Raw genomic sequence first — 18,939 nt, 5'->3', positions numbered from 1 at the left:
AAACGAGGCAGGCAGAAACTGAGATAAATCAGTTTCCGCCTGCCTCGTTTTGGCGTCTTATTTACCATGGCATGCGTTTCGCAGCCAAACGTCAACGAAACCGCAAGTCTGCATCCGGAAAGACCAGTTTTTCATATTGATCTACGGGCAAAGGCTTTGAGAAATAGTAGCCCTGAATATAATCACAGCCAAGATCCTTTAAAAGCAGATATTGGGCTTCTGTTTCCACTCCTTCTGCAACGATCCGGATATTCAGCTCGTGAGAAAGGTGTATGATATTGCGTATAATGGAGATGCCTTTTTCACTGCTTTCAAAATCGTCGATTAAACCTTTGTCAATCTTTAATATGTCGATCGGTACATCCTTCAGCATCAGAACCGAAGTGTAGCCGGAACCAAAATCATCCATCAATATCTTAATGCCCTTTGCATGCAGGCAGTTCAGAAGTTCCAGCATGATCTCTTTATTTTCAAAAAGCGTAGTTTCCGTCAGTTCCAGCTGAATCAGTTCCGTAGGAATATTATATTGCTCCATGGTGATCAGATACTGGTCAATGAAATCCGTTTGATACAGATGGAGCCTGGAAAGATTGACGGAAACAGGGGTTACCGGCAGGCCTGCATCCAGCCACTGCCGGATCTTTATGCACACTTCTTTAAAAATGTAGAGATCCAATTCCAGGATCGCTCCGTTGCGTTCAAAGACAGGAATGAATTCAGCTGGAGAAATCATTCCCAAGTCCGGAAAATACCATCTTACAAGGGCTTCTGAACCGTCAAAACACTGGCGTTTAATATTGTACTTGGGCTGATACCATACGATAAATTCATGGTTTCTAATTGCCTTTTCAAAACGGTTTTCCAGTGTTTTGAAACGATTCTGCTCCATGCGGAGCTGTTCATTATAAAAGGCGTAGTCATGAAATACGTCGTGTTTAATGCTGTTAAGCGCCAGCTTAGCCAGATCGGCCATAAAATCCACACTTTTATTCTCTGTAATTTCATAGATGCCAAAGTTGGGCTTTAACACATAATATTTTCCCTGAAAATCTTTGTGCTCTGCCAACATTTTTAATATCTCATCCAGCCGCTCACAGATTGCCTGATTGTCCTTTCCGCAAAGAAGCAGAATAAAGTGGTCGGCAGTCTGGCGGGTGAGCAGTTCCTGGTTCTTTAAGGATGCATTCAGGGTATTCCAGATATACTGGAGAGCGCGGTCGCCTTCATCATATCCATACTGGGCATTGATATCCCGGAAACGTTCAATGTTCAAACATACAAGGTAATATCCTTCCGTTCCCGAAGAAAGAAGGGACTGAGTATCCATCTTAAACTTATCGTAAGTGGAGCCGCCGGTAAGAGGGTCCACAAAAGCAATCTGTTCCAATGCTTTACGGCTGACTTCGCGGGTTTTGATCAGCTGGTACAAAAGAAAGAGGAATGCAATGACACATAGAATCGTAAATACATAGGAAAGGGCCAAAGTCCCGTTTAAATCTCTCTGTATTACGGAAACAGGGACAACAGTCAGAAGATACCAGTCATTAATGGACAGGGGCTGGTAGTACAGATATTTTTCTTCTGTATTCCGATAGATCATGCTTCCGCTTCTTCCGTTTGCCATATTTTTTTTCAGCTGAGTGAGGGCCTCTTCCGGGCAGGAATGTTCCTGCGATAATTTGACAAACAGATTATCCAAAGCTTTTAAGCCGCTTGCATGGGGGGAATCCACGATACAGGTGCCATCCGCTTTCACCACATAGGAATATCCATTGCCGTTGAACGTGCTGGTGGAGAGGGCTTTTTCATACCAAAGGGTAGAGTAAGTCGCAAATAAAACGCCCTTTATCTCCTCCTTAAAATATAAAGGAGAGCTGTAAACCGTGATAAACTGATCATCCGCCTTATCATACAGGGTATCGGATACGGCTGAGATACCGGAAAGGGACTCAGAAAAATAGGCTCTGCCGCTTAAATCCATGCTGACCGAGTCGGTAGTGCATGCGGTACCATCAGGAAGGATGATTCCCATGCGCTTGAACGAATTCTTCTGGTTTACATAGGATAAACGAGCGATAATTTTCTCGATGTTAAATTCGTCTCCCTGGCTGATATAGCTGGAAAGATTGGTTAAAATTTTCTGTTCCTTATCCACTTCCTTTTGAAGGACTAATACGCTTTGATTCGAAAGTTCCGATAGTGTATTCAGGACCTTTTGCTGGGAATAATGGTTCATCATTCGGGTAAAAAGAATGGAACAGGAGAGGACGAGAACAAGAGTTGCTGCTATTCTAAAAGAAAAAAAGGTCTTTTTGCCAGATCGCATATGTTACCTCGGTATTGTTTGATGTAATATAGAAAGAATACCATAAATCCGGAGGCAAGTAAATTAAATTATTGTTTTTCATAAGCTTTTGGGTTATAGTATGTAATTATTGGAAAAAATGAATACGATAGTGTTTTTGCCGCTCAGGGCGGCAGATTGTGAGGGAAAGATGACAGAAGGTGCATTAGTTTTAGAAGGCGGCTCACTGCGGTGTCTGTTCACTTCGGGAGTGTTGGACGTGCTGGTGGAACAGGGCATTGAACTGTCTTATGTGAACGGTGTTTCAGCCGGCTCCATGTGCGGAATGAATTACATCAGCAAGCAGGTGGGAAGAACGCTGAAAATCAACACACAATTCGTACACGATAAGCGGTATTTGAGCTTTCGGAATATGCTGAAAAACAGGGCTATATTTAATTTCGATTTTTTGTTTGGAGAGTTGAGCACTGAACTGGTTCCGTTTGACTATGAGACATTTTATAAGTCCGCACAGAGGTATGTGGCGGTTGCCACCAGATGTAAAACCGGCAAGCCGGAATACTTTGAAAAAGGAGTCTGCAAAGACCTGATTGCAGCGATCCAGGCATCCAGCAGCATGCCGGTTCTATCCAGAATGATCCTGGTAGACGGAAAAAATTATCTGGACGGAGGCGTATCCATGCCCATCGCTTATCAGAAGGCGCTGGACGAAGGCTATGAAAAAGTTGTGCTGGTTCTCACCAGAGAACACGGATACAGAAAAAAGGAGCCCGGAAGATGGATGAGACGAGGATATGACCGGTATTTCGGCCCGCTGCCTGAACTTAGGGCCGCTTTGGAAGAAATTCCGGAACGCTACAACCGCATGCAGGAAGAGATCGACCGCCTTGAAGAGGCAGGCCGCATCTTTGTAATCCGGCCAAAACATAAAGTCACAGTCTCCAGAGTGGAACAGGATGTGAAAAAACTGGAGGCGCTTTACTCTGAGGGCAGGGAATTAATGAAAGAAACCCTGCCCCATCTAAAGCAATACCTGGAAATCTAATACGTTAAACTTGTTATTTAACGGGGTTGGCGAAAGGGGGACGCCCGGAATCAGGAGGCGGAGCCGGAAGACGAAGGTCGGAGGGGCCGTTCGGGCCGGGGAAGGAAAATGCAGCCGGATCGGATTCGGGATTCGCCCCTAAGAACTACTAAGACCCGTAAGAACAGAACGAGGCAGGCCAGCGCCATTCGCAGTGAACTCTTTATGACTTCGCTGCTCAGCGGCGCTTTAGAACCTGACACCGAAATCAGGTTCTACCTGCCTCGTTCTGTTCTTACGGGCCTAAGTAGTTCTAAAGGGGTTCCATACGATCCGATCTGTCTGCATCTTCCTTCCCCGGCCCGGACGGCCCCTCCGACCTTCGTCTTCCGGCTCCGCCTCCCGATTCCGGGCTGGTTTTCGCTAGCCTGGTTAAAAACAATAGATGTGCCTAGGTAGTTGTATAGAACCGCATTTACATAGATCTTCAAGGGATTTTCAGAAATGCCTTCACGGTTGATGTAAAAACTTACTCACTACTCCACCAAATCTTTTTTACCCTCAGCTAGCCAAGTAACAGCCGGAAAGAAGGGGAAGCCCAGGCGGGCGGAGGAAATGATCGGCGAAATGGGATCGTATGGAACCCCTTAGATGTTCTTAGATCCGCAAGGATAAAAAGAGACAGGTAGAAACTGAATTCCGAATCAGGTTCTAAGCGCCCCTTGAGCAGTGAAGTCATAAGGAGTTCACTGCGAATGGGCGCGGTCCTGTCTCTTTTTGTCCTTGTGGGTCTTAGTACATCTTAGGGGCGAATCCCGAATCCCATTTCGCCGATCACTTCCGCCGTCCGCCTGGGCTTCCCCTTCTTTCCGGCGTACCTTAGCCAGTTAAATAAAGATTTGAAAGAAACCTTAAAGGATTTTCAGGTTTAATACACAAAATGAACACATTCGGTTGATAGAGTAAAATAAAGAAAATAGATGATTATGAGAGGAGCAAAATGATGTACAAACGAGGTATGGCAGCTGTATTGACAATTGTTACAGCCGCAACTGCGGTATTTCCAATAACAGCAGAAGCTTCATCTGATTTTGATATGAGAAAAAAAGTGATTGGCATCGCCGGTATTATGAATGTGACTAATGTCAGCGAACAGGTAACAAGAGGCGAGTTCGCATATATGCTGGTCAATGCCACAACATATAAAAGTACTGTATCCCAAATGAGCAATGTTGCAGTATTTGCTGATGTTCCTAGGGATCACCGTTATGCGGCGCAGATCAGGATTGCGGCGGAGCAGGGATGGATGAACGGATATTTGGGCGGGTTATTTAAACCGGACAGTTACATAACCATGCAGGAGGCGGCAAAAGGGCTTCTTGCTCTTTTGGGATATACCAATGAAGATTTTACAGGGGATCAGTTAAACTCCAGACTTTCCAAGTTTTACTATTTGGAGATGAATGAAAATGTGGAACGCGACAGCAATGAAATACTAAATAAGTCGGACTGCATTAATCTGTTTTATAATCTGCTGAAGACAGACACAAAGAATGGGACTTTTTATGGAAAAGTGCTGGATTTGGAGCTCAACTCCGATGGAGAGATTAATCCTTTGGCACTAGCAGATAACAATTTAAAGGGCCCTAAATTGGTCAGAAGAAGCTATGATCTGGAAGATTGGGTGCCTTTCAGCCTGAGTGAAGCCAATTTATTCTTAAACGGTGCGGGCAGTTCCATTGCTGAAATTAAAAGCAAGATGTCTGAATACGGTTATGTGGTTATCTATTATAGTACGGCAACTAAGAGCGTATGGGCTTACAGTGAGGATAACGAAGATGCCAGCCACACGGTTGTCAGGGGCGAGGTTACCAATATCTATTATAATGCGGCCGATGTTATGACTCCTAATTCCATTACTTTGGATACTTATGGAGATGATGAAAAATTCAATCTGGAATCCTCACAGGTTCAGTTTGCATTTTCTATGTATGGGACAGTTGGAATTGGGGATGATGTGGCTCTGATTTGTGAGACTACTGAAAAATCAGACGGCACGAAGGTCTATACGGTAATCGACTATATCGAATATTAATGGAAGCCAGGAGCTATGAGAATGAAAATAGGATTAAAAAAAGAAGATGCGCTGTCAAAGGAAGAGAAAAAGGAAGGCCTTTCAGCATCAGAAGGCCCCGGCGGTACCAATAAGAAACAGGAAAAGAAAACTGGTTTTCTGAAAAAAAGTAATAAAAGGGATGGTAAAAGACGTAATGGGGGCAGTAAAAAGGCCGTTATTATTATTTTGGTAATTTTGGCTGCTGCAGCTGTGTTTGGAGTTCCCAAGATTCTTGCAAAATCGAAAAAGGCCAGTGCTAAAACAACTGCCGTTAGGACGGCAACTGTGACAAAGGGAGATATCACTTCAGAACTTTCCTCTTCCGGAACCATTTCTCCAAAGGATACTTACGAGATCACTTCTTTAGTGGAGGGGGAGATTATTTCGGCTGATTTTGAAGAAGGCGATCAGGTGGAAAAGGGCCAGATTCTGTATCAGATTGACGTTTCATCCATGGAGACGGACTTGAAGTCAGCGGTGAATTCCTTGGAACGCGCCCAGACTAATTATGAAATTGCGGTGGATGACTATAACGAGGCGTTGGAAAAATACAGTGGTAACACATATAAATCGACCCGGAGCGGATTTATCACGAAGCTGAATATTCAGGAAGGGGATAAAGTGGGTTCCGATAAGGAGATTGCGTCCATTTACAATGATCAGACCATGAAACTGAAGGTACCGTTTCTCTCTACAGAAGCCGTTTTAATCCCAGTCGGAAGCCAGGGGATCGTCACATTGACCGATACCATGGAACAGCTGGCCGGTGTGGTGACATCGGTCAGCAATATGGATGAGACTCTGACCGGCGGCCGTTTGGTACGGTATGTGACGGTGGAAGTGGCCAATCCTGGCGGTTTATCTTCAGAATATTCGGCAACTTTGGCGGTGGGAGATTTTTTGAGCGCGGCCGAAGGCAAGTTTGAAGCGGTTTTGGATACCAGTTTAAAAAGCGACCTTTCTTCCAGTGTGGAAGTGGAAGCGCTGCTGGTTCATGAGGGGGATTATGTCACTGTGGGGACACCTATTTTCCGCATTGCATCCAAGGATGCGGATAAACTGATCAGAAGTTATAAGGATACCATGGATAAAGCGGAAGAGACGTTGGAGTCTTCCCAAAGCAAGCTGGATGCAACCCAGAATTCTTATGAAGATTACACGATTACGGCGCCGATTTCCGGACAGGTAATTACTAAGACCAGCAAGGTGGGCGACAATATCAGCAGAAGCAGCAGTAACTCCACTGTTATGGCCGTTATTTATGATTTGTCGGAAGTGACGTTTGAGATGTCCATTGATGAACTGGATGTGCAGAAAGTGAAGGTGGGACAAAAGGTAGAAGTCACTGCGGATGCTATTGAAAATAAAACATTTACAGGCACAGTTACTAATGTCAGCCTGCAAAGCTCTTACTCCAATGGAGTAACCAATTATCCGGTCACAGTCACCTTGGATGAGGTGGGAAATCTCCTGCCGGGAATGAATGTGGACGGCCGGATTATTTTGGAAGAAGCATCCGATGTGCTGCTGATTCCTGTGGGAGCCTTAATGCGCGGAAACCGGGTCTATATAAAGGACGATTCGGTTACAGAAGCACAAGGCACTGTTCCGGCGGGATTCCGTTCCATAGAAGTGGAGACTGGTTTGGTTAATGATGATTATGTGCAGGTTATAAGCGGAATCTCAGAAGGAGATACGGTTTATATGTCTGAGTCTTCCGGCAGTTCCACCAGCTTTATGATGCCTGCAATGCAGGGAGGAATGCCCCAGGGCGGAGGAGGCCAGCGCCGGGACAATTACCAGCGACAGGGCGGCAGCCAGCGTCAAGGCAGCGGAAGATAATAAAGGAGAGTTCTAAATGGCGGAAACACTAATTGAACTTAGAGAGATCTATAAAGTTTATCAGATGGGATCAGAAGAGGTACGTGCCAATGACGGCATCGATTTAACCATAAACCGAGGCGAATTTGTGGCCATCGTAGGAAAATCAGGAAGCGGAAAATCAACGCTCATGAATATCATAGGAGCGCTTGATGTGCCGTCGTCGGGGCGCTATCTGCTGGGCGGCGAGGATGTGGATCAGATGAGTGATAACCAGCTGGCCCGGATCAGAAACCGTATGATCGGCTTTATCTTTCAGCAGTACAATCTGCTGCCCAAACTGAATCTTTTAGAAAATGTGGAGCTTCCCCTGCTTTATGCAAAAGTAGGAAGGGAGGAGCGCCGTGAGCGGGCTATGCGCTCTTTGGAACGGGTCGGTTTGGCAGAAAAATGGAAAAATCTGCCCAACCAGCTGTCCGGCGGCCAGCAGCAGAGAGTGTCGATCGCACGGGCGCTTGCAGGGGACCCGTCTTTGATCTTAGCGGACGAACCCACAGGCGCTCTGGATTCCAGAACCAGCCGTGATGTGCTGGACTTTTTGAAGCAGCTGAACGATGAGGGCAATACGATCGTCATGATCACTCATGACAGCTCCATTGCGATGGAAGCGAGACGGGTGGTCCGGATTCACGATGGGAAAATTAATTTTGATGGAGATGTGAATAAATATGCTGCAATCATTTAAACTGGCATTAAAGAGCATATGGAGCAATAAAATGCGGTCCTTTCTGACCATGCTGGGAATAATTATCGGCGTTGCCTCTGTTATCATATTGGTCAGCTTAGTAAATGCCTATATGTCCTATATGACGGAAAGCTTTGCAAGCATGGGTACAAACCAGATTTCGGTGAGGGTGACCAATCTGTCCTCCCGGTCCGTTTCCGAGGATGATATGTATTCATTTTTTGAGAAAAATACAGACGTATTTGATCACATGACCCCTATGGTTTCCGTATCTACCACAATCAAACACGGCAGCGATTCCCTTACTTCCACCAGCATAAGCGGTGTGAGTGAGGAGTATTTGGATATTAAAGACTATGAGCTGAACTTGGGACGAAATATACAGTATTCCGATATCCTTTCCCGTCAAAAGGTGTGTGTAATCGGTTATTATACGGCCAGTGAGCTCTATGGAAGTCCTGAGAAAGCATTGGATCAGACGTTAAAAATCGGCGGTTATGCATACCGGATTATTGGAATCATAGAACGTCAGGATGAGGACAGTTTAAAAGAGGGCGGTACGGATGACTTTGTATGGATGCCTTACAGCTGTGCGGTAAAACTGAGCCGGAATGCGGTGATCAATAATTATACTTTTACAATTGCGGAGATTAAAGACGCGGATACAGCGAAAAAAAAGCTGGAAGATTATCTTTATGAAGTATTTAAAGATGATGACTTATATACCGTAACCGCCATGAGTGAGCTTTTGGATTCGTTAAATTCCATGATAGCCATGGTTTCAGCGGGACTTGGCGGGATTGCAGGAATTTCTCTTTTAGTGGCCGGCGTGGGGGTAATGAACATTATGCTTGTATCCGTAACAGAACGGACCAGGGAAATCGGCATACGAAAGGCCCTTGGGGCTGAAACGGGCGTGATTATGCAGCAATTTGTTATAGAAGCGGCGGTGACCAGTTCCATCGGTGGACTGATCGGCATTGTGTTAGGCAGCATAGCGACCACGGCCGTGGGGGCGGCAGCCGGGTTAAATGCGACGCCTACCACATCGGCTGTACTGGTATCGTTCAGCGTGTCGGTGGGGATCGGGCTTTTGTTCGGGTATATGCCGGCGAAGAGGGCGGCCAGGTTGAATCCGATTGATGCATTGAGAAGTGAATAAAGATGGAAAGATAATAAGGGATTTCTGGCTTTTTCAGAAATCCCTTCATGTTTCATATAAATCAGTCATTTTCCTGTTTATCAAGAGCGGATACAAAGAGGAACTTACGGATCAGGAACAAAACGGCGATAGCGATGATGCCGATCAAAGTTTCCAAAATCGGCATATGCTCAATTATAATGCTTCGGGCCACTGCGAAGAGCAAAACCTCCACTACGGAATCCAAGTCATGACGGCAAAGCATTTTCAGCAGCTCAATTCCAATGATAATGTTAAATGTCATTTTCAGGAAATCGTTAAAACCGCCGCTTATGTAGAGATTCAGCATTTCGCGAGGCACGGTGGTCAGCGTGATAATAAGCCCGATAATCACAATAAATGCGATTAAAATCTCAAAATATTGAGCTGTCTGAAATATGAGCTGATGCAGTTTGTAGATTTTGCCATCTTGTGAAGGTTTCATAGTATCCTCTCATTCCGCCGCCTAAAACGGCCGTTTATTCATATTGCTCCAGCAGCCATAAGAAAATGGTAACAGCTAAAAGATCCGCGCAGCCGCCGGGGCTTATATTCCTTGTTATAAAATCCTGGTTTAATTCTCTGATCTCAGAAATCCCATCCGGTGTAAATGCACCGCCAATTTCCAGTATGCGGACCGCTTCCCGTTTCACATAAGAAAGCGTTTCAGGATTCGACCGGGTCAGAATATTGGTGTCCTCCACTTGTGACATCAGGGTTAAAAGAACCTGGATATACACCAGATTGGAGTCATTTTCAGCGGCCATCCATCTGCGGATACAGGGAAGTCCAATGGTTCTCAGCGATGGAAAGCCCTCTTGTGCTTCACCACGAATTCCTTTGCAGCCATAACGGATGTACAGCTTTTCTCCATGGGTTTTCGGATTATCCGGATCAATGCGGACGAAATCCTGCTCCAAAGCCGCATAGGTCATATCCCGGCAGGAGAGCAGAATCGCTTCTGAATCGAATCGTTTGTGCTGGCTGTAATAAAACCCGGCCGCCGCCGCTATGATGCCGAGAGAAAAGATAATTCCCTTATGGGTGTTAATGCCTCCGGTGGCCGAAAACATAGCCTGTTCCGCCTCTATCCCAATGGAGCGGATCTCCTGAAAGAGGCCGGGAAGGGAACCCTCCCACATCAGACCGGCCTGGGCCATGGCGGTGAGATAAGGGACCACGGCCTGAGTGCTGAGTTCAAATGTATGATAGCACATATCTTTGTGGGCTCCGTTATCAAAACGGTCCACCAATCCCGGCTTTGGCGTAGTTCCGACTTCGCCCATAAGGGCCTGTTTTGCGATGGCATCAATATAAGTGAGGACGGGCTTCATAGGTCACAGCCTTTCATTTAAGATTTTTTGGATCTGTTTTGTCAATTCAGGCACTGAGTGTGCACGGCTCCGGCTGCATTCATGAGCGGGACGGTCACAGATCAGGCAGAGACGCGGTGTCAGTCCAAATTCTTCTCTGGACAGTTTCCTTCCGTCCGTATCCAGCACATCGATATCAAAAAGACGGCCCAGCCGGTCCTGGTCTTCAATGGTTACCATTGCTTTTTTTAGGTCGGAGGCCGAAGCATTTACGGAAAAAAATGCTTCATAGCCTGTTTTATCTTTGGTCTCAATAAAGTCAATGACAGGGAACTTCTGTTGAGTCAACAGGAAATGGATGCGTCTGCATCCTTCATCATAGGCGTCCGGAATTTGAGAAAATACCTTTACCGGTCCCGGGATGTTAAGGGTAAGACAGATGATCGGCAACTTGTGCTGCTTCAGAAGATGGGTTTGTATGGACACCCTCCGCTCTCTGGCATCCAGCATTTCGGTCAGGGTTACTTCTTCCATAAGCGTTCTCCTCATTCCGGAATGAAACATAAACTGCTATCCGGTATAAAATTAATTAATTGGCAGTAAATTAGATTTATTGATGATAGCAGTTCTTGTTCATTCACAATATAAATAATTGTTTTACATAGGTTATTATAGTGCGGAATTACAGAATTTACAAATACAATATAGGTTATATCCTATATAGACTCCATCTTATTGTCAACGCAAATTGGTGATTTTGCAGCAGTGTATCACATAAAAAACACTTTATTGCGTTGATTTTATGGGAATTTAAAGTAATAAAATTGACTGTGATAAACTTTTGTAGTATGATACCAATTAGTTCGGTAAATAAGAACGAATTTGTATTAAAGAGGAGAGCTGTATTATGAGAAAAACATCAAAAGTATTATCAATTGTACTTGCAGGTGCCCTGGCCCTTTCCCTGACAGCATGCGGCGGTAATAAGCCGGCTGACAGCACCAAAGCGGCAGCAGAAACATCAGCGGAAACCACGGAAGCAAAAGCGGAAGAGTCCAAAGAAGAGACAAAAGCAGAAGAAACAAAGGCAGAGGAGACAAAAGCAGGAGAAGCAGCAGCCAGCGACAAAACATTTAAGATCGGCGTGCTTCAGTTAACACAGCATGCGGCGCTCGATTCGGCTAACGAGGGATTTTTTGCAGCGCTTGACGAGGCTGGCGTGAAGTATACGGCAGATCAGCAGAATGCTTCCGGCGAACAGTCCAACTGCCAGACAATTGCAGAAAAGCTTGTTAACGACGGCAGCGACCTGATCCTTGCAATTGCAACACCGGCAGCACAGACCGTAGCAGGTTTAACTTCCGATATTCCGGTTATCTTAACCGCAGTTACTGATCCGGCCGAATCCGGTTTGGTAGCAGACAATGCGGCGCCGGGCGGCAATGTTACCGGTACTTCTGATTTAACACCTGTAAAAGAGCAGATCGATCTGCTTCAGCAGCTGATTCCGGATGTTAAGACCGTCGGCATCTTATTCTGTTCCGCAGAGTCTAACTCAGAGATTCAGGCACAGATGGCAAGAGAGGCTTTGGACAAGGCAGGAATCGCACATAAAGATTACACGGTTTCTAATTCCAATGAAATTCAGACCGTTGTAGAATCCATGATCGGTAAAGTGGATGCAGTTTATGCTCCTACCGACAACGTAATTGCAGCAGGTATGGCTACTGTAGGAATGGTTGCCAATGACAATAACATCCCTGTAATCTGCGGTGAAGGCGGTATGGTAGAAGCAGGCGGTTTAGCTACATATGGTATTGATTACTATCAGTTAGGATATCTTGCAGGCCAGCAGGCAATTCAGATCCTGGTTGACGGCGTTTCACCTGCGGAGATTCCGATCGGTTATCTTCCGGCTGATAAATGCGAGTTAAAGATTAACGACGAAACAGCAAATGCATTAGGCATTGATACTTCTGCTGTAAAATAAACAGAGATTTGATCTGATCATTCAGATGGATGTCCCGTTAAGGGGCATTCATCTGGTTTTTTAGATGTTTTACATAAGGGATGGCGGAACGTTCATCCCTTATGTAAGACATTTACAATGGAAAATGGAGGAAGTTTTTATGAGCGGTTTAATGCTGGCGCTTCAGGGCGCCGTAGCACAAGGGGTTTTATGGGGAATTATGGTATTAGGTGTTTATATCACCTATCGCCTTTTGGACATTGCCGATCTTACTGTAGATGGAAGTTTCGCATTGGGCGGATGCGTATGCGCGGTCATGATATTGAATCACAATGTGGACCCGGCTGTTGCGCTGCTGTTTGCGACCATAGCCGGCGCACTGGCAGGAGCGGTGACAGGAGCTTTACATACGGTGTTTGAGATCCCTGCAATTTTGGCCGGAATTTTAACCCAGATTGCTCTTTGGTCCGTGAATTTAAGGGTTATGGGCGGAAAAAGCAATATGCCTCTGTTAAAGACCAACACTGTGATCAGCAGAATGGTGGATATGACAGGTTTGAGCCAGTCCCAGGCATCTTTAGCCGTTGGCATTGTGGTGGCACTCATCATGGTGGCGCTTTTATATTGGTTTTTCGGCACAGAGATCGGAAGTGCACTCCGAGCTACGGGCAATAATGAAGATATGATACGCGCTCTCGGCGTGAATACCAAGATGACTAAAATGATCGCCCTGATGCTGAGCAACGCACTGGTTGGTTTAGCAGGCGGATTAGTCTGCCAAAGCCAGAAATATGCGGATATCAATATGGGTACGGGAGCGATTGTTATCGGTTTGGCGGCCATCGTAATCGGAGAAGTTTTAATGGGCCGTTTCCATTGGTTTGCAAGCCGTCTGGCTTCTGCCGTGGTAGGCGCAGTTGTTTATTTCCTGATCCGCGCCATTGTTCTTCAGCTTGGCATGAATGCCAATGATATGAAACTTCTGTCAGCTGTTATCGTGGCCCTGGCTCTCTGCTTCCCGGTTGCCGCAGGAAAATGGCGGATCAGAAAATCTTATTCTGAAGACGGAGGGGATGAATAATGCTGACCATAACAAATGTGAGAAAAACATTTAATAAAGGAACTGTAAATGAGAAAAAAGCGCTGAACGGAATTAATCTTCATCTGAAACCAGGCGATTTCTGTACGATTATCGGAGGAAATGGAGCCGGTAAATCGACCATGCTCAACATGATAGCCGGCGTTTATCCGATCGATTCCGGCAAGATTGAAATCGACGGTGTCAACATATCCAGAGATCCGGAGTATAAACGGGCAAAATATATCGGCCGTGTGTTCCAGGATCCTATGCGCGGAACCGCAGCCGGAATGGAGATCCAGGAAAATCTGGCTCTGGCCCTTAGAAGAGGCCAGAAGAGAGGTCTTGGATGGGGAATCAAAGCCAATGAAAAAGATTTTTACCACGATTCCCTGACTCGTTTGGGCTTAGGACTTCAAAGCCGCATGTCCAGCAAGGTAGGACTTCTTTCAGGCGGCCAGAGACAGGCGTTAACGCTTTTGATGGCGACTCTTGAAAAGCCGAAACTGCTTCTTTTAGATGAACATACGGCGGCTCTGGACCCTAAAACAGCAAAAAAGGTTCTGGAACTGACGGAAGAGATCGTATCGGAACAGAAATTAACCGCTCTTATGGTAACCCATAATATGAAAGACGCGATCCAGATGGGCAACCGTCTGATCATGATGCACGAAGGGCGCATCATCTATGACGTGGAAGGCGAAGTGAAGAAAAAGCTGCAGGTAGAAGACCTGCTCCGCAAGTTCGAAGAGGCCAGCGGAGAAGAGTTTGCAAATGACCGTATGATGCTGGCAAAATAGTCATTGTTATGTTATAATGAAGGCGTGGTAAGGACGATATATTTTTAACAGGAGGGCGCACCATTATGGCTAATAACAATCTGGTAATTACGATAGAAAGACAATACGGCAGCGGCGGACGAATTGTGGGAAAGAAGCTGGCCGAAGACCTGGGCATTCATTTTTATGACGAAGAGATTTTAAAGATGACTTCGGAAGTGAGCGCTATCGGAGAACAGTATTTCCGTCTGGCCGATGAAAAGGCGGGCAATAAGCTTCTTTATAAGATCGTAGGCGGTTTGAAGAACAGTTTGGCAGAGCCGAAGCTGGGAGACAACATCACATCACCGGACAATCTGTTCCGTTTCCAGTCATCCGTCATTCGTAAGCTGGCGTTGGAGGAACCGTGTGTTATCATGGGACGCTGTGCGGATTATGTGCTGGAATCAGAAGGGCTGGAAAAGCTGGTTTCGATCTTTGTCTGTGCGGATATGCCGACCAGAATCCGCCGCGTTATGGAAGTAGACGGGGTGGATACAAAAGAAGCGTTGAAACGCATTTCCCGTATTAATAAAGAGCGGACGGAATACCATAAGTATTTCAGCAACCGTGAATGGGAAGATTTGAATAATTACGACCTTACGATCAATGCCAGCAAGCTGGAATATGACGAGGTTGTTCAGATGATTAAAGAATATTTAAAAATTAAAGGCTTTTAATTATAGCCCTTGAACAATCGGCTGAAGTCGGTTTCGTAAGATTTTGGTACCTGATGTGGGGATAGTACCTTGTAGTATGTTTTTGGGATTTGGTTGACCTTCTTTCGATTTCGTATTATGATTGATAAAATACGAACCTAAGAAGGTCTTTTCTATGAAATGCCGCGGATGCGGAGGAATGTGAGGAGCTAATGAAGAATGACTTATTGACGATCGGTCCTCTTACCATACACGGATATGGACTGATGATTGCAATTGGATTTTTTGCCGCATATGTGGCGGCAGAACAGAGAGCGAAGAAGATGGGGATGAATCCCGACCAACTTTTCAATCTGACCATCTATACCATGGTGTTCGGGCTTTTAAGCGCAAAACTGCTGTACTATATCACGATTATAAAAGACATTATCGCCAATCCCAGGCTGCTGTTAAACGTCGCTGACGGGTTTGTGGTATACGGCGGAATTATAGGCGGAATTTTGGCGGGATATGTATTCGCCCGGGTGAAAAAGATGGATTTTTGGAAATATTTTGATCTGGTTGTGCCGTCCATCGCGTTAGCCCAGGGATTTGGCCGGATTGGTTGTTTTCTGGCCGGCTGCTGTTATGGAACGGAGACCACATCTCCCATAGGGATTGTATTCCACGAGTCGCAGTTTGCGCCGAACGGGGTTCCTTTGGTGCCGACCCAGACCATTTCCAGCATTTTGAATTTTCTTCACTTTTTTGTGCTGATTATCTTTGCAAAGCATAAAAAGGCGGACGGACAGGTGGCTGCGTTGTATCTGATCTTATACAGCATCGGCCGGTTTATTCTTGAATTTTACCGGGGAGATTTGATTCGCGGGACAGTAGGACAGTTATCCACTTCCCAGTTCATTTCGATCTTTGTATGCATTGCCGGGGTGATTTTATTCATTATCTCAGGCAAACGAAATCCGATAATAAAAGAAACAAAAGAAACGGACAGCGGCAATTAAGCCGGCTGCCCGTTTTTCGCTTTTATGGCAAAATGAATGAACTCAAATTATTTTTCTACATTGGTTACAGCGATTACTTTTGCTGTCAAAGGACCTGCGTAGGTGATGAGAACGGTATCACCTTTGTTAAAGGAAGATAAATCAACGCCTTCCTCGGCAGTACAGCTGAAGTAATTGCCATCAGCAGTTTCAGCGGTGAAATCATTGCCGGTTAACTGATCGATGGTTCCTTTAAATGCATTGATCTTGGCATCTTCGGAATCGAAAGAATCTTCAGTTACGACTTTGATTGCCATAGGAATCGGATCGGTATCTTCTAAATCGCCTAAATAAGTGATTTCAGCATTAACGCCTGCTTTCATTCCGTCTTTACTCACCACATAGGAATTAGCTGTAGAGAATGTATAAGTTTCGCCATCCTCTGTTTTCAGAGATAAGGTATCATTTTCTGATTTCTCGATGGAACCGGAAACCTTAGGATCGGAGTTTTCTTCGATTACAGAAGTATAAACTTCCAGGCTGATTGCGGAAATTACATCTCCGGCAGAACCTTCTGCGAAAGTAACTTCAACTTCATCGCCTACGCTTAATTCGTAATCACCGATAACTTCCGCTTTGCTGATATCATAGGAAGCTTCTGTGTCGTCTTCAGAATTTTTAATCGTTACCACATCTGCTTCAATTTTTGTGATCACACCATCTACAGAAACCTCTTCCACTTCTTCTTCACTGGTTTCCGTCTCGGCAGCTGTCGTTGTTTCAGCAGCAGCTGAAGTAGTAGTTTCTGCCGGCGTAGTTTCCGCAGGAGCTTTTGGTGAACATGCGGATAAGCCAAGTGCCATAATAAGTAAAGATGTTGCTAACATTTGTTTTTTCATAATTTACCCTCTTTTCTGTTACTGAACTTTTGCCATACCAAAGTGTACTATATTATGCGGAGAAATACCATATCTTTTTTATTAAATTAAGTTAATTTCTTATGAAGAATTGGAGAAAAAATCACTATGCGCGCAGGAGGTATTAGGAAAAATATCCTGAAATTGGGAGAATTGGCGGGGAAATTAATAAATTTTTAATGATTCCATTCTCGCAATTCCCTATAACATATGGTATAATATGGTGCGATATTGTTTAGAGCCGGACTTCTCCGGCGAATAGGAGTTATGATGAATTGGAGAATAATATGTTAGATGATAAAGACTATCTTGCACGCCTTAACAGGGCAAAAAAGAAACGCAATAAGGATGACAACCAAAAGTATCTGGTGATAGCGGCTGTTGTTCTTTTAATTTTGACTGTTACAGTTTCCATTGCTGCAGTGGTGAAAAACCACAAGGCCGGAACGGCAGGGGGACCGGGATCAGAACTTGAAAATGCAACCTCTTCCGATGCCGGAATAGCTACCGCATCCAATGCAGATGAAGAGGCGAAAAAGATTGAAGCAGAGAAGAGAAGCGTAGTGGATTCCTTCAATAATATGGGCCTTGTAACGGTGGAAGGATATTTGAACGTAAGAAAGGCCCCGAGTACGGACGGAGATATTATCGGAAAGATGCTGGGAGGCAGCGCCTGCGAGATCATATCGGAAGAAGGCGGCTGGTACCAGATTAAGTCCGGAGAAGTGGAAGGATATATCAGCGGAGAATTCGTGCTCACCGGAGCGGAAGCCAAGGAAGAGGCGGTTGCTTACGTAAAAGAGATGGCAATTGTAAAGACCGATAACCTGAACATCAGAAAAGAACCGGTTCTGGACTCTTCCAATATAGTGGGACAAGCTCTGACCAATGAACGGTATGAAGTGTTAGGTGTTACCGACGGCTGGGTTCAGATTAAAGAAGGTTATATGTCTTCTGAATATGTGGATATAAAATATGCCTTGGATGAAGCCAGAAAGATGGATTTGAAGTCAATGGCAGTAAACCAGTACAGAAATCTGGTTATTTCCAAAGTGAAAAACTATCTGAATGTCCGCAGCTCGCCTGAGGATAAAGGAACCAGCAATGTAATCGGTAAATTCCCCGGTAACGCGGCCGGAGAGATTCTGGAAACCGTTGATGGCTGGTATAAGATCCAGTCAGGCAATATAACCGGATATGTAACGACAGACCCGCAATACACTGCCATCGGACAGGAAGCAAAAGATCTGGCAATGTCATCCGCATCTCTGATGGCCATTGTTAGAACGGACCGGCTGAACGTAAGAAACCAGCCGACTACAGAAGGAAAGCTTTGGACCCAGATTTCCAAAGAAGAACGCTATCCGGTTGTGACACAGTTGGACGGCTGGGTTCAGATTGAACTGGATTCCGGTGAAGAAAATGCCGATGCGGCTTATATCTCCACACGCGACAACAATGTGGAAGTAAGATATGCGCTTCCGGAAGCGATTAAATTCTCACCGCTGGAAGAAAAAGAAAACCAGCAGGCATCCAGAAGAACCCAGATTGTAAATTATGCCCTTCAGTTTGTGGGCAACCCATACGTATGGGGAGGCACCAGCCTTACAAAAGGAGCTGACTGTTCCGGTTTCGTTATGTCGGTTCTGGGCCATTTCGGCATCAGTCTTCCTCATTATTCCGGTTCACAGGCACAGATGGGACGCAAGATCAGTTCCAGCGAGATGAAACCGGGCGATTTGATCTTCTATGCAAACAGCTCCGGAACGATCAACCACGTAGCCATGTATATCGGAAACGGCCAGATCGTACACGCAGCCAGCCGCCGAAGCGGCATCAAAATCTCCACCTGGAACTACCGCACACCAAAGACAATCAGAAATGTAATTGATTAATAAATTGTTATTTAACGGGGGTGGCGGAAGGTACGCCCGGAATCGGGATTCGGAGCCGGAAGACGAAGGTCGGAGGGGCCGTCCGGGCCGGGGAAGGAAGATGCAGACAGATCGGATTC

The 18,939-nt window shown here is 45.4% G+C and carries 17 protein-coding genes; 12 read left to right on the top strand and 5 right to left on the bottom strand.

All coding sequences use genetic code 11. The features are described 5' to 3' along the window. Positions 1 to 91: 91 nt before the first annotated feature. Complete coding sequence (locus C0033_RS24565) at positions 92 to 2,155, bottom strand: EAL domain-containing protein (RefSeq protein WP_180994887.1); 2,064 nt, start codon at positions 2,153 to 2,155, stop codon at positions 92 to 94. Between the two features lie 340 nt (positions 2,156 to 2,495). Between C0033_RS24565 and C0033_RS24560 the strand changes: the two genes are divergently transcribed. The 6 genes from C0033_RS24560 to C0033_RS24540 all read left to right on the top strand — a co-directional run bounded on the left by C0033_RS24560 (position 2,496) and on the right by C0033_RS24540 (position 9,173). Continuing rightward, positions 2,496 to 3,350 carry a patatin family protein gene (locus C0033_RS24560; protein WP_103230517.1) on the top strand — a complete coding sequence of 285 codons (855 nt, stop codon included), beginning with the start codon at positions 2,496 to 2,498 and terminating at the stop codon, positions 3,348 to 3,350. Positions 3,351 to 3,376: 26 nt separating this feature from the next. Continuing rightward, positions 3,377 to 3,502 (top strand): hypothetical protein, encoded by a 126-nt coding sequence (locus tag C0033_RS27725; RefSeq protein WP_278320780.1) that lies wholly within the window; start codon positions 3,377 to 3,379, stop codon positions 3,500 to 3,502. A gap of 827 nt (positions 3,503 to 4,329) precedes the next feature. Further along, a complete protein-coding gene (locus C0033_RS24555) occupies positions 4,330 to 5,424 on the top strand; it encodes an S-layer homology domain-containing protein (RefSeq protein ID WP_347501223.1) in 1,095 nt (364 codons plus the stop codon). A gap of 21 nt (positions 5,425 to 5,445) precedes the next feature. Next, positions 5,446 to 7,287 carry an HlyD family efflux transporter periplasmic adaptor subunit gene (locus tag C0033_RS24550; RefSeq protein ID WP_103230490.1) on the top strand — a complete coding sequence of 614 codons (1,842 nt, stop codon included), beginning with the start codon at positions 5,446 to 5,448 and terminating at the stop codon, positions 7,285 to 7,287. Positions 7,288 to 7,303: 16 nt separating this feature from the next. Further along, positions 7,304 to 8,011, top strand: a complete 708-nt coding sequence (locus C0033_RS24545) for an ABC transporter ATP-binding protein (protein WP_103230489.1) — start codon at positions 7,304 to 7,306, stop codon at positions 8,009 to 8,011. Continuing rightward, positions 7,995 to 9,173: an ABC transporter permease gene (locus C0033_RS24540; protein WP_103230488.1), complete on the top strand. Its 1,179-nt coding sequence runs from the start codon at positions 7,995 to 7,997 to the stop codon at positions 9,171 to 9,173. Before C0033_RS24545 ends, C0033_RS24540 begins: the two co-directional genes overlap by 17 nt. A gap of 61 nt (positions 9,174 to 9,234) precedes the next feature. Here C0033_RS24540 and C0033_RS24535 read toward each other — a convergent pair whose 3' ends face one another. Genes C0033_RS24535 through citX form a run of 3 tightly spaced genes read right to left on the bottom strand, consistent with a single transcriptional unit; the run spans position 9,235 to position 11,038 of the window. Beyond that, positions 9,235 to 9,636, bottom strand: coding sequence for a transporter (locus tag C0033_RS24535; protein WP_103230487.1), 402 nt, complete (start codon positions 9,634 to 9,636; stop codon positions 9,235 to 9,237). 34 nt (positions 9,637 to 9,670) lie between these two features. Beyond that, positions 9,671 to 10,525: a triphosphoribosyl-dephospho-CoA synthase CitG gene (gene citG, locus C0033_RS24530; RefSeq protein WP_103230486.1), complete on the bottom strand. Its 855-nt coding sequence runs from the start codon at positions 10,523 to 10,525 to the stop codon at positions 9,671 to 9,673. A 3-nt stretch (positions 10,526 to 10,528) separates the two neighbouring features. Then, positions 10,529 to 11,038: a citrate lyase holo-[acyl-carrier protein] synthase gene (citX, locus tag C0033_RS24525; protein WP_242984588.1), complete on the bottom strand. Its 510-nt coding sequence runs from the start codon at positions 11,036 to 11,038 to the stop codon at positions 10,529 to 10,531. Positions 11,039 to 11,411: 373 nt separating this feature from the next. Here citX and C0033_RS24520 point away from each other — a divergent pair, with 373 nt between their 5' ends. The 5 genes from C0033_RS24520 to C0033_RS24500 all read left to right on the top strand — a co-directional run bounded on the left by C0033_RS24520 (position 11,412) and on the right by C0033_RS24500 (position 16,029). Further along, positions 11,412 to 12,494: an ABC transporter substrate-binding protein gene (locus C0033_RS24520; RefSeq protein ID WP_103230484.1), complete on the top strand. Its 1,083-nt coding sequence runs from the start codon at positions 11,412 to 11,414 to the stop codon at positions 12,492 to 12,494. 139 nt (positions 12,495 to 12,633) lie between these two features. Continuing rightward, positions 12,634 to 13,554 (top strand): ABC transporter permease, encoded by a 921-nt coding sequence (locus C0033_RS24515; protein WP_103230483.1) that lies wholly within the window; start codon positions 12,634 to 12,636, stop codon positions 13,552 to 13,554. Next, positions 13,554 to 14,351, top strand: a complete 798-nt coding sequence (locus C0033_RS24510) for an ABC transporter ATP-binding protein (protein WP_103230482.1) — start codon at positions 13,554 to 13,556, stop codon at positions 14,349 to 14,351. The genes C0033_RS24515 and C0033_RS24510 overlap by 1 nt, the downstream gene beginning before the upstream one ends. A gap of 65 nt (positions 14,352 to 14,416) precedes the next feature. Then, positions 14,417 to 15,049 carry a cytidylate kinase-like family protein gene (locus tag C0033_RS24505; RefSeq protein ID WP_103230481.1) on the top strand — a complete coding sequence of 211 codons (633 nt, stop codon included), beginning with the start codon at positions 14,417 to 14,419 and terminating at the stop codon, positions 15,047 to 15,049. A gap of 191 nt (positions 15,050 to 15,240) precedes the next feature. Then, the gene (locus C0033_RS24500) at positions 15,241 to 16,029 is read left to right on the top strand and encodes a prolipoprotein diacylglyceryl transferase (protein WP_103230480.1); all 789 of its coding nucleotides are present in this window, start codon (positions 15,241 to 15,243) and stop codon (positions 16,027 to 16,029) included. Positions 16,030 to 16,076: 47 nt separating this feature from the next. Here the strand turns inward: C0033_RS24500 and C0033_RS24495 are convergent, their stop codons facing one another. After that, a complete protein-coding gene (locus C0033_RS24495; RefSeq protein ID WP_103230479.1) occupies positions 16,077 to 16,907 on the bottom strand; it encodes a hypothetical protein in 831 nt (276 codons plus the stop codon). Positions 16,908 to 17,212: 305 nt separating this feature from the next. Between C0033_RS24495 and C0033_RS24490 the strand changes: the two genes are divergently transcribed. Beyond that, positions 17,213 to 18,820, top strand: a complete 1,608-nt coding sequence (locus tag C0033_RS24490) for a C40 family peptidase (protein ID WP_103230478.1) — start codon at positions 17,213 to 17,215, stop codon at positions 18,818 to 18,820. Positions 18,821 to 18,939 lie beyond the last annotated feature (119 nt).

This window comes from Clostridium sp. chh4-2, from assembly GCF_002899675.1.
Lineage (GTDB): Bacteria > Bacillota > Clostridia > Lachnospirales > Lachnospiraceae > CHH4-2.
The sequence above is the reverse complement of the archived record's forward strand: the minus strand, read 5'-3'. Positions and strand labels throughout refer to the sequence as shown.